This is a genomic window from Phenylobacterium sp. (assembly GCF_030651755.1).
Lineage (GTDB): Bacteria > Pseudomonadota > Alphaproteobacteria > Caulobacterales > Caulobacteraceae > Phenylobacterium.
In genome coordinates, this window is the sequence record NZ_JAUSBZ010000110.1 from 1 (window position 1) to 9,210 (window position 9,210).

Consider the following 9,210-nt stretch of genomic DNA (forward strand, 5'->3'; position numbering starts at 1 on the left):
GCTTGTCGATGCCGCTGATCTTGACTTCGGTCTGCTTGGGCGTGGCGAAGGCCACACCCTCCGGGGCTTTGATCTCGACGTCGTGGCTGAAGCCCAGCTGCATGGAGAGCATGTCGCCCTTCATGGCCGCACGATAGCCGACGCCGACCAGTTCCAGGGTGCGCTCGTAGCCGTCGGTGACACCGACGACCATGTTGCTGACCAGGGTGCGGGAAAGACCCCACATGGACTGGGCGCGGGTGGTCTCGACCTTCTTGGCCAGAACCAGCTCGCCGTCCTCCTGGCGGATTTCGATCTCTTCGGCGACTGTCCAGGAAAGCTGCCCCTTGGGGCCCTTCACCAGCACGGTCTGACCGTCGATCGTCACCTGCACCCCGTTCGGGACGGGAACCGTCTTTTTTCCGATACGAGACATATCAGTAGACCCTGCAGAGCACTTCACCACCCACATTGGCGTCGCGGGCGGCGGTGTCGGACATGACGCCCTTGGGCGTCGACAGGATCGAGATCCCAAGACCGTTCTTCACGGGCTTCAGGTCCTTGATCGACGAATAGACGCGGCGGCCCGGCTTGGACACGCGACGGATCTCAACGATCACCGGTGCGCCGTCGAAGTACTTGAGTTCGATCTCGAACTCCGGGAAGGCGCCAGGCTTCTGCACCAGCTGGTAGCCGCGGATGTAGCCCTCGTCGGCCAGGACGTCGAGGAGGCGCGCGCGCATCTTCGAGGCCGGCGTAGAGACCTTGCTGCGGCCACGCATGGCGGCGTTCTTGATACGGGCGATCAGATCGCCAATGGGGTCGTTCACCATGGGCCCCTCCTACCAGCTCGACTTGACGAGACCGGGAACGAGCCCGGCAGAACCCAGATCACGCAGGGCGATCCGGCTCATTCTCAGCTTACGATAGTAGCCGCGCGGGCGGCCGGTGACGTCGCAACGGTTGCGAATCCGCACCTTGGACGAGCTGCGCGGCAGCTCGGCCAGCTTGAGGCGAGCTTCGAAACGCTCTTCCAGAGGCAGGCTCTCGTCATTGGCGATCGCCTTGAGCGCGGCGCGCTTCTCGGCGTATTGCTTGACGAGGGCCTTGACCTTCTCGTTGCGGTTGACTGCGCTTTTCTTGGCCATGTCTTCTATCCTTCCCCGTTCCTAAGCGTTGAACGGGAACTGGAATTCCCGGAGAAGCTGTCGGGCTTCGTCGTCGGTCTTCGCAGTCGTGCAGACGATGATGTCCATGCCCCAGACCTGGTCGATCTGGTCATAGTTGATCTCGGGGAACACCAGGTGCTCCTTCAGGCCCATGGCGTAGTTGCCATAGCCGTCGAACGAGGTCGGCTTCAGGCCGCGGAAGTCCTTCACCCGCGGGAGGGCGATGGTCACCAGACGGTCGAGGAACTCGTACATCCGGTCCTTGCGCAGGGTCACCTTGGCGCCGATCACCATGTTCTCGCGCAGCTTGAAGCCGGCGATCGACTGGCGGGCGCGGGTGGGCGCAGGCTTTTGGCCGGCGATCTTGGTGAGATCGGTGATGGCCGACTGAATCTTCTTGCTGTCGGCCACCGCTTCGCCGACCCCCATGTTGAGGACAATCTTGTCCAGCTTGGGGATCTGCATCTCGTTGGTGTAGCCGAACTGCTCCTTCATCGCCGCGCGGATGCGCTGGCGATATTCGGTTTTCAGCCGGGGTTCGTAAGCCTGATCAGCCATTGATAACCTCGCCGGTCGTCTTGGCGACGCGAACCTTCTTGTCGCCATCCACCTTGAAGCCGACGCGGGTCGGCTTGCCGTTGGAGTCGACAATGGCCACGTTCGAGACGTGAAGCGGCGCTTCCTTATTCTTGATCCCACCCTGGGGATCGCCCTGCGTCGGACGGGTGTGACGCTGAACCATGTTCAGGCCTTCCACCACGACGCGTTCTTCTTTCGGCATCACCCGGACGACGGCGCCCTGACGGCCCTTGTCCTTGCCCGCCAGGACGATGACGCGATCGCCCTTCTTGATCTTTGCGGCCATCACAGCACCTCAGGCGCAAGCGAGATGATCTTCATGTGGTTCTTCGCACGCAGTTCGCGGGGAACCGGGCCGAAAATCCGCGTGCCGATCGGCTCGCTTTGCTTGTTGACGATCACCGCGGCGTTCTTGTCGAAGCGGATGACCGAACCGTCCTTGCGCTTGATGGCCGACGAGGTGCGGACCACGATGGCCTGCAGTACGTCGCCCTTCTTCACGCGACCGCGCGGGATGGCTTCCTTTACGGAGACGACAATCTTGTCGCCCACGCCAGCGTAACGCCGACCGGCGCCGCCCAGGACTTTGATGCACATCACACGACGCGCGCCGGAATTATCGGCGACTTCGAGGTTAGTCTGCATCTGGATCATTAGAAGCGATCCTCTCTTATGTCGCTGACTGGGCGGTCTGCTTAGGCAGGACCTCCCAGGTCTTGAGCTTGGACTTCGGCGCGCACTCGATGATCCGAGCGCGCTCGCCGATCTTGTAGGTGTTGGCCTCGTCGTGCGCGTGATAGCGCTTCGACCGACGGACGATCTTCTTCAGAACCGGGTGCAGGATGGTGCGCTCGACACGGACCACAATGGTCTTGTCGCCCTTGTCGGAGACGACCACGCCTTCCAGAATACGTTTCGGCATCAATGGTCTCCTTAAGCCGAAGCCTGCTTGCCGCGCAGGATGGTCTTCAGCCGGGCGATATCCTTGCGGATCTCGTTGACTCGGTGGGTCTTCTCCACCTGGCCAGTCGCCGCCTGGAAGCGCAGGTTGAACTGCTCCTTCTTCAGGTTCAGCAACGACTCGGCGATCTGATCGGAGCTCATGCTCCGGACGTCAGCGGCTTTCATCACGCGTGCTCCGCGATAGGATCGATGCGGGTGACGATACGGGTCTTCACCGGCAACTTGGCGGCGCCCAGGCGCAGGGCCTCACGGGCGATATCGTCGGGAACCCCGTCGATCTCGAACATGATGCGGCCGGGATGAACCCGAGCGGCCCAGTACTCCACCGAGCCCTTGCCCTTGCCCATGCGGACTTCGGCCGGCTTGTCGGTGACGGGAAGGTCCGGGAAGATCCGGATCCACACCCGGCCCTGACGCTTCATCTGGCGAGTGATCGCCCGACGAGCGGCCTCGATCTGGCGCGCGGTGACGCGTTCCGGCTCGAGGGACTTCAGGCCATACGAGCCGAAGTTCAGCGTGAAGCCGCCCTTGGCCGCACCATGGATGCGACCTTTGAACTGCTTCCGAAACTTGGTCTTCTTAGGAGACAGCATGACTAGTAATCCTTACGCGCCAGCCTGGTCGCGGCGGTCGCGGCGCGGGCCACGATCACCACGATCACCACGGCCACCGCCCTCGCCGGCCGGACCGGACTCGGTGGCCAGGCGCTTATCCAGAGCCATGGGGTCGTGCTCGAGCACTTCGCCTTTGAAGACCCAGACCTTCACGCCAATGATGCCGTAGGTGGTCTTGGCTTCGGCGAAGCCATAGTCGATGTCGGCCCGCAGGGTGTGCAGCGGCACGCGCCCTTCGCGATACCATTCCATCCGCGCGATTTCCGCGCCGCCGAGACGGCCCGAAACATTGATGCGGACGCCCTTGGCGCCCAGGCGCATGGCCGACTGCATGGAACGCTTCATGGCGCGACGGAAGGCGATCCGGCGCTCGAGCTGCTGAGCGATGTTCTCGGCCACCAGCTGGGCGTCGGTTTCCGGCTTGCGGATCTCGACGATGTTCAGGTGCACGTCACCGTCCGTCAGGGCCGACAGGTCCTTGCGGAGCTTGTCGATGTCGGCGCCCTTCTTGCCGATGATCACGCCGGGGCGCGCCGCATAGATGGTGATGCGGCACTTCTTGTGCGGACGCTCGATGATGATCCGCGAAACGCCGGCCTGCAGCAGGCGCTTCTTCAGTTCCTTGCGGATCTTCAGGTCTTCGTGCAGCAGCCGCCCATAGTCACGGCCGTCGGCGAACCAGCGGCTATCCCAGGTGCGATTGATGCCGAGGCGAAGCCCGACTGGATTGATTTTCTGACCCATCAGGCGGCCTCACCAAGTTCGCGGACCACGATGGTGATCTCGGAGAAGGGCTTCTCGACCCGCGAGGCGCGTCCACGCGCACGGGCATGGAAGCGCTTCATCACCAGGTTCTTGCCCACGAAGGCCTCGGCGACGACAAGCGAGTCGATGTCGAGGTTGTGGTTGTTCTCGGCGTTGGACACAGCCGAATACAGAGCCTTGCGCACATCGCGAGCGATGCGCTTCTGGCTGAATTCGAGCTCGTTCAGCGCCTGCTGGACCTTGAGGCCGCGGATCGACTGGGCCACCAGGTTCAGCTTCTGAGGGCTGATCCGCAGGGTCCGCACCTTGGCCATGGCCTCGACGGACGCCAGGCGGCGCGCTTTCGCTTGCTTGGCCATGACTACTTCCTCTTGGCCTTCTTGTCGGCCGCGTGACCCGGGAAATACCGGGTCGGAGCGAATTCGCCGAACTTCATGCCGACCATCTCTTCAGAGACCAGGACCGGCACATGCTTGTGGCCGTTGTGGACGCCGAAGGTCAGGCCGACGAATTGCGGCATGATGGTGGAGCGACGCGACCAGGTCTTGATCGTGTCCTTGCGGCCGGAGCTTTGAGCAGCTTCGGCCTTCTTGAGCAGGTATCCGTCGACAAACGGACCTTTCCAGACGGAGCGGGTCATGACTTAGCGGGCCTTCCGAGCATGGCGCGAGCGGATGATGAACTTATCCGTCGTCTTGTTGGTGCGGGTCTTGCGCCCCTTGGTCGGCTTGCCCCACGGGGTCACCGGGTGGCGACCGCCAGAGGTCCGGCCTTCACCACCACCATGGGGGTGGTCGATCGGGTTCATGGCCACGCCGCGAACGTGCGGACGACGGCCCTTGTGGCGCGAGCGACCAGCCTTGCCCAGGACTTCGTTCATATGGTCCTGGTTGGACACCGCGCCGACGGTGGCCATGCAGGTGTCCTGGACCATCCGAAGCTCGCCGGAGTTCAGGCGGATCTGAGCATAGCCGGCGTCGCGGCCGACCAGCTGGGCATAGGCCCCGGCTGACCGGGCGACCTGACCGCCCTTGAGGGGCTTGAGCTCGATATTGTGGATGATCGTGCCGATGGGCATGCCGCGCAGGGGCATGGCGTTGCCCGGCTTCACGTCAGCCTTTTCGGAGGCGATCACCTCATCGCCGGCCTTCAGGCGTTGCGGGGCCAGAATGTAGGCCAGCTCGCCGTCGGCATACTTCACCAGGGCGATGAAGGCGGTGCGGTTGGGGTCATATTCCAGACGCTCGACCACGCCGACCACATCGAACTTGCGACGCTTGAAGTCGACCTTGCGGTACAGGCGCTTGGCGCCGCCGCCGCGGAAGCGGACAGCGATACGGCCACCGCCGCCACGCCCGCCGGACTTGGTCAGACCCTCGACGAGGGACTTCTCAGGCCGGCCCTTGTGGAGCTCGGACTTGTCGACCAGCACCAGGCCGCGACGGCCAGGCGAAGTCGGATTAAATTGCTTCAAGGCCATCGGATCAGAGCCCCGTAGTGATGTCGATCGACTGGCCTTCGGCCAGCGTCACGATGGCTTTCTTGACGTCGGAACGACGACCGGTGATGCCGCGGAAACGCTTGGTCTTGCCCTTGACGTTCAGGGTGTTGACCTTGGTCACATTGACCTTGAACAGCGTTTCGACAGCGGCGGCGATCTCATCCTTGGACGCATCGGCGGCGACCCGGAAGACGACCTTGTTCTGCTCGGAAAGCAGGGTCGCCTTTTCGGTGATCACCGGCGCCAGGACGGTGTCGTAGTGGCGGGCGGTCGGCTCAGCCATCACGCAGCTTCCTTCTCAGAGAACCGCGCATTGATCGCTTCAACCGCATCCTTGGTCAGGACCAGGGTGTGGCGACGCAGCACGTCATAGACGTTCAGGCCGGCGTTCGGCAGGACGTCCACATTGGGGATATTGCGCGCGGCCAGGCGGAAGTTGCCGTCCACTTCGGGACCGGCGATGACCAGAGCGTTGGTCCAGCCGAGCTTGGCGAAGTTGGCGCGCAGGGCCGCGGTCTTGGCCTCCGGGATGGCCGCGGAGTCCAGCACCACGAGGGCGCCGGCCTTGGCCTTGGAGGACAGGGCGTGACGGAGCGCCATGGCGCGGATCTTCTTGGGCAGATCGAAGGCGTGGCTGCGGACCACGGGACCGTGGGCCTTGGCGCCGCCGACGAACTGAGCCGCACGGCGAGAGCCGTGACGGGCGCCGCCGGTGCCCTTCTGCTTGTACATCTTCTTGCCGGTACGCGAGACTTCGTTGCGCACCTGGATCTTGTGCGTGCCGGCACGGCGCTTGGCCAGCTGCCAGGTCACGCAGCGCTGAAGGATGTCGCCGCGAATCTCTTCGATGCCGAAGATGGCGTCGGACAGCTCGATCGAGCCGCCCTTGCCGCCGTCGAGGGTGATGACGTCGAGCTTCATTATTCCTGCCCCTCAGCAGCCGGCTCTTGAGCCGGGGCTTCTTCAGCGGCGGGCGCAGACGCCTGGGCGCCGGACGTACGGACGCCAGCCGGCTTGGGCGCGTCAGCCGGAAGGGCCGACTTCACCGCATCGCGGATCTTGACGTAGGAGCCCTCGGAACCGGGGACAGCGCCCTTGACCAGGATCAGGTTGCGCTCGGCGTCCACCCGCCAGACGGTCAGGTTCAGGGTGGTGACGGTCTCGACCCCGTAGTGGCCGGCCATCTTCTTACCCTTGAAGGTCTTGCCCGGATCCTGGCGCTGACCCGTCGAGCCGTGGGCCCGGTGGGAGACAGATACGCCGTGAGTGGCGCGCATGCCGCCGAAGTTCCAGCGCTTCATGGCGCCGGCGAAACCCTTACCGATGGTCACGCCCGTCACATCGACCTTCTGGCCGGGGACATAGTGCTCAGCGCTCAATTCAGCGCCGACATCGACGAGGTTGTCTTCCGACACGCGGAATTCACCGAGGGTGCGCTTGGGCTCCACTTCACCCTTGGCGAAGTGGCCACGCAGGGCCTTGGTGGTGTTCTTGGGCTTCTTGAAGCCAGCGCCGAGCTGGAGGGCGACGTAGCCGTCCTTCTCCTTGGTGCGCTGCGCCACCACCTGACAGCCTTCGAGGCTGAGGACGGTGACGGGAACATGGACGCCGCTTTCATCGAAGAAGCGCGCCATGCCCAGCTTTTTGGCGATCACGCCGGTACGCATCGGCTGGACCCCTTAGAGCTTGATCTCGACGTCCACGCCAGCGGACAGGTCGAGCTTCATGAGCGCGTCCACGGTCTGCGGGGTGGGGTCGACGATGTCGAGCACGCGTTTATGCGTGCGGATTTCAAACTGCTCGCGCGACGTCTTGTCGATGTGCGGCGAGCGGTTGACGGTGAATTTCTCGATGAGGGTCGGCAGGGGAATAGGTCCCCTGACGGTGGCGCCGGTGCGCTTAGCCGTGTTTACGATCTCGCGAGTGGAATGATCCAGCACGCGGTGATCGAAGGCCTTGAGCCGGATGCGGATGTTCTGACGATCCATATCGCTCTTAATTTTCCCTACAGACGGCGGTCCGCCCGCGTGACTTTGACCATTTCAAAGACCAACTCCGGAGCCCCCAAAGCAAGAGGCGCCGTACGCGTAGCCCGCAAAAACGAATTCGGCCCTCGCGTCGCCGCGATGGCTTGTCCCAAGATCGCTGTGTTTAGTCACGGCCTCAGGTCGTTCCGCGGACCGCGTCTGCGACAGAAGCCGCACAGCCGGTCCAACAGGAAGCGCGGTAGTACAGAGGCGACTCGCCTGCGTCAAGGCCTGCGAGCCGTCCCCTCCCCTTAAGACGCCTCTTCCACGCGGATTTCGCCCGAGCCGATCACCGATCGCTCCACGGCGCCGCTGACCTTGCGCACTCGGACGTCCCCGGAGCCCACAATGGCCGCCTTGAGGCTGCCCGCCTCGCCGTCGAAACGGATATCGCCTGATCCGGCCACTGTGGCGCTGACCACGTCCACCTTGCCCGTCGCCACCGCAACGTCGCCTGAACCGGCCACACGGGCCTGCAACAGGGGTCCGGTGACCGAGGCCACCTTCACATCGCCCGAGCCCGCCACGTCGACCTCCAGGGGGCCGTTGATCTGCCGCGCGGCCACGTCACCAGATCCCGCCACCCGCAGGACTGCGGCTCCAGCCGAACCGGCGCGCATGTCACCAGAACCAGCCTGGCTGGCCTCCAGCTTGCCGGTGACATTGGCGATCGTCCAATCGCCACATCCGGCGTTGGCGATCTTCAGGCTCTGGCTACGACCCACGGCGCCGAACACCGCGCCGCCCACCTTGATATCGACATCCATCGGCGTGCGAATGACCACCTGGGGCATATCGGCATAGGCCACCTCGCCAACGCCGTTGACGGTCACCGCCGGCTGTCCGCCGCGGGTGCGGCAGGATCGGATGGAGCGATTCAGATCGCCATCGATGATCACCTGCCCCCCTTGGGTGCGGACGCGCAGCGGCAAGCTGGGATTGGTGGTCAGCATGTCCACCTGGATGTCGCTACGCGCTTCCGGGGTCACGACGACCCGGGCGACGGCGTCGCGAACTTCCACGCTGGCGGCGTGGGCGGCGCCTGCCAGGGACAAGCTGGCTGCGGCGAGACTGAGGGCGAGAATTGAACGGGCCATGGGCCGCTCCCTTGATTGATCTGTCCGGAGGCTAGCGACGACAGGATCAGAGGGCAGCTTAATTCGAGGTCATGACCTCACCGTCATCTTCGCCGGGCCGGTGCGGCGGCGGCCTCGAAGGCGGCCAGAAGCGCTTCGTGTCGCCACTGCTCGCGCGCCTTGTCGCTGGACGCCACCAGGGCCGCACAGGCGGCTCTCGGCGCTGAGGCGCCGATCTGACCGCGACAGGCTCTGACCGGCTGTCGGTAGCGCCCCGGGTCCGCCCAGAGCCCCTCCCCCGCCAGGAAGGAGAAGGCCAGGGCGTTTCGCGCCGAGCGCTTCAGATCCTCATAGGTCGCGCCATAGGCGTGGGCGCGCTCATACTCATGGGACAGGTCAATGCGCAGCAGGCCCGCATCGTCGGTGGACAGGCTCACCGGCACGCCGCGATCGCGCAGCCAGCCATAGGGATGCTCTTCTGGACCAAGCTCCAGGATCACAGAATTGGAGGTCAGGTTGACCTCCACCAGGATCCCG

General features: G+C 64.2%; 18 protein-coding genes and 1 pseudogene. All 19 read right to left on the minus strand.

What is annotated here, in order from left to right:
- Window positions 1–415: 50S ribosomal protein L6 (gene rplF / locus Q7V15_RS10055; RefSeq protein ID WP_304755435.1), on the minus strand; the 415-nt coding region annotated here is incomplete at its 3' end.
- A gap of 1 nt (window position 416) precedes the next feature.
- Window positions 417–812: a 30S ribosomal protein S8 gene (gene rpsH, locus Q7V15_RS10060; protein WP_304755436.1), complete on the minus strand. Its 396-nt coding sequence runs from the start codon at window positions 810–812 to the stop codon at window positions 417–419.
- 9 nt (window positions 813–821) lie between these two features.
- Entirely contained in the window at window positions 822–1,127 is a 306-nt protein-coding gene (gene rpsN, locus Q7V15_RS10065; RefSeq protein WP_293319351.1) for a 30S ribosomal protein S14, read from the minus strand.
- A 21-nt stretch (window positions 1,128–1,148) separates the two neighbouring features.
- Complete coding sequence (gene rplE / locus Q7V15_RS10070; RefSeq protein WP_304755437.1) at window positions 1,149–1,706, minus strand: 50S ribosomal protein L5; 558 nt, start codon at window positions 1,704–1,706, stop codon at window positions 1,149–1,151.
- Window positions 1,699–2,013: a 50S ribosomal protein L24 gene (gene rplX, locus Q7V15_RS10075; protein ID WP_304755438.1), complete on the minus strand. Its 315-nt coding sequence runs from the start codon at window positions 2,011–2,013 to the stop codon at window positions 1,699–1,701. The genes rplE and rplX overlap by 8 nt, the downstream gene beginning before the upstream one ends.
- A complete protein-coding gene (rplN, locus tag Q7V15_RS10080; protein WP_056018090.1) occupies window positions 2,013–2,381 on the minus strand; it encodes a 50S ribosomal protein L14 in 369 nt (122 codons plus the stop codon). Before rplN ends, rplX begins: the two co-directional genes overlap by 1 nt.
- 16 nt (window positions 2,382–2,397) lie before the next feature.
- Window positions 2,398–2,649, minus strand: a complete 252-nt coding sequence (gene rpsQ / locus Q7V15_RS10085) for a 30S ribosomal protein S17 (RefSeq protein ID WP_296567621.1) — start codon at window positions 2,647–2,649, stop codon at window positions 2,398–2,400.
- An 11-nt stretch (window positions 2,650–2,660) separates the two neighbouring features.
- Window positions 2,661–2,855 carry a 50S ribosomal protein L29 gene (rpmC, locus tag Q7V15_RS10090; RefSeq protein WP_304755439.1) on the minus strand — a complete coding sequence of 65 codons (195 nt, stop codon included), beginning with the start codon at window positions 2,853–2,855 and terminating at the stop codon, window positions 2,661–2,663.
- Window positions 2,855–3,283 carry a 50S ribosomal protein L16 gene (rplP, locus tag Q7V15_RS10095; RefSeq protein ID WP_293319370.1) on the minus strand — a complete coding sequence of 143 codons (429 nt, stop codon included), beginning with the start codon at window positions 3,281–3,283 and terminating at the stop codon, window positions 2,855–2,857. Before rplP ends, rpmC begins: the two co-directional genes overlap by 1 nt.
- Before the next feature lie 12 nt (window positions 3,284–3,295).
- Window positions 3,296–4,048, minus strand: coding sequence for a 30S ribosomal protein S3 (rpsC, locus tag Q7V15_RS10100; protein ID WP_293319372.1), 753 nt, complete (start codon window positions 4,046–4,048; stop codon window positions 3,296–3,298).
- Window positions 4,048–4,428, minus strand: a complete 381-nt coding sequence (gene rplV, locus Q7V15_RS10105; RefSeq protein WP_293319374.1) for a 50S ribosomal protein L22 — start codon at window positions 4,426–4,428, stop codon at window positions 4,048–4,050. Before rplV ends, rpsC begins: the two co-directional genes overlap by 1 nt.
- Window positions 4,429–4,430: 2 nt before the next feature.
- Window positions 4,431–4,709 (minus strand): 30S ribosomal protein S19, encoded by a 279-nt coding sequence (gene rpsS / locus Q7V15_RS10110; protein ID WP_296567612.1) that lies wholly within the window; start codon window positions 4,707–4,709, stop codon window positions 4,431–4,433.
- A 3-nt stretch (window positions 4,710–4,712) separates the two neighbouring features.
- Window positions 4,713–5,549 (minus strand): 50S ribosomal protein L2, encoded by an 837-nt coding sequence (gene rplB / locus Q7V15_RS10115; RefSeq protein WP_304755440.1) that lies wholly within the window; start codon window positions 5,547–5,549, stop codon window positions 4,713–4,715.
- Between the two features lie 4 nt (window positions 5,550–5,553).
- The gene (locus Q7V15_RS10120; protein ID WP_293319378.1) at window positions 5,554–5,853 is read right to left on the minus strand and encodes a 50S ribosomal protein L23; all 300 of its coding nucleotides are present in this window, start codon (window positions 5,851–5,853) and stop codon (window positions 5,554–5,556) included.
- A complete protein-coding gene (rplD, locus tag Q7V15_RS10125) occupies window positions 5,853–6,491 on the minus strand; it encodes a 50S ribosomal protein L4 (RefSeq protein WP_304755441.1) in 639 nt (212 codons plus the stop codon). Before rplD ends, Q7V15_RS10120 begins: the two co-directional genes overlap by 1 nt.
- Window positions 6,491–7,237, minus strand: a complete 747-nt coding sequence (gene rplC / locus Q7V15_RS10130) for a 50S ribosomal protein L3 (protein WP_304755442.1) — start codon at window positions 7,235–7,237, stop codon at window positions 6,491–6,493. Before rplC ends, rplD begins: the two co-directional genes overlap by 1 nt.
- 12 nt (window positions 7,238–7,249) lie before the next feature.
- A complete protein-coding gene (rpsJ, locus tag Q7V15_RS10135) occupies window positions 7,250–7,558 on the minus strand; it encodes a 30S ribosomal protein S10 (protein ID WP_304755443.1) in 309 nt (102 codons plus the stop codon).
- Window positions 7,559–7,848: 290 nt separating this feature from the next.
- Window positions 7,849–8,694 carry a GIN domain-containing protein gene (locus tag Q7V15_RS10140; RefSeq protein ID WP_304755444.1) on the minus strand — a complete coding sequence of 282 codons (846 nt, stop codon included), beginning with the start codon at window positions 8,692–8,694 and terminating at the stop codon, window positions 7,849–7,851.
- Window positions 8,695–8,777: 83 nt separating this feature from the next.
- Window positions 8,778–9,210, minus strand: a pseudogene (locus Q7V15_RS10145) (hypothetical protein); the annotation flags it as partial.

Bases quoted from the DNA above. Each gene is read 5' to 3' on its own strand.
- rpsH (WP_304755436.1), bottom strand. From the start codon at position 812: ATGGTGAACGACCCCATTGGCGATCTGATCGCCCGTATCAAGAACGCC.
- rpsN (WP_293319351.1), bottom strand. From the start codon at position 1,127: ATGGCCAAGAAAAGCGCAGTCAACCGCAACGAGAAGGTCAAGGCCCTC.
- rplE (WP_304755437.1), bottom strand. From the start codon at position 1,706: ATGGCTGATCAGGCTTACGAACCCCGGCTGAAAACCGAATATCGCCAG.
- rplX (WP_304755438.1), bottom strand. From the start codon at position 2,013: ATGGCCGCAAAGATCAAGAAGGGCGATCGCGTCATCGTCCTGGCGGGC.
- rplN (WP_056018090.1), bottom strand. From the start codon at position 2,381: ATGATCCAGATGCAGACTAACCTCGAAGTCGCCGATAATTCCGGCGCG.
- rpsQ (WP_296567621.1), bottom strand. From the start codon at position 2,649: ATGCCGAAACGTATTCTGGAAGGCGTGGTCGTCTCCGACAAGGGCGAC.
- rpmC (WP_304755439.1), bottom strand. From the start codon at position 2,855: ATGAAAGCCGCTGACGTCCGGAGCATGAGCTCCGATCAGATCGCCGAG.
- rplP (WP_293319370.1), bottom strand. From the start codon at position 3,283: ATGCTGTCTCCTAAGAAGACCAAGTTTCGGAAGCAGTTCAAAGGTCGC.
- rpsC (WP_293319372.1), bottom strand. From the start codon at position 4,048: ATGGGTCAGAAAATCAATCCAGTCGGGCTTCGCCTCGGCATCAATCGC.
- rplV (WP_293319374.1), bottom strand. From the start codon at position 4,428: ATGGCCAAGCAAGCGAAAGCGCGCCGCCTGGCGTCCGTCGAGGCCATG.
- rpsS (WP_296567612.1), bottom strand. From the start codon at position 4,709: ATGACCCGCTCCGTCTGGAAAGGTCCGTTTGTCGACGGATACCTGCTC.
- rplB (WP_304755440.1), bottom strand. From the start codon at position 5,549: ATGGCCTTGAAGCAATTTAATCCGACTTCGCCTGGCCGTCGCGGCCTG.
- Q7V15_RS10120 (WP_293319378.1), bottom strand. From the start codon at position 5,853: ATGGCTGAGCCGACCGCCCGCCACTACGACACCGTCCTGGCGCCGGTG.
- rplD (WP_304755441.1), bottom strand. From the start codon at position 6,491: ATGAAGCTCGACGTCATCACCCTCGACGGCGGCAAGGGCGGCTCGATC.
- rplC (WP_304755442.1), bottom strand. From the start codon at position 7,237: ATGCGTACCGGCGTGATCGCCAAAAAGCTGGGCATGGCGCGCTTCTTC.
- rpsJ (WP_304755443.1), bottom strand. From the start codon at position 7,558: ATGGATCGTCAGAACATCCGCATCCGGCTCAAGGCCTTCGATCACCGC.
- Q7V15_RS10140 (WP_304755444.1), bottom strand. From the start codon at position 8,694: ATGGCCCGTTCAATTCTCGCCCTCAGTCTCGCCGCAGCCAGCTTGTCC.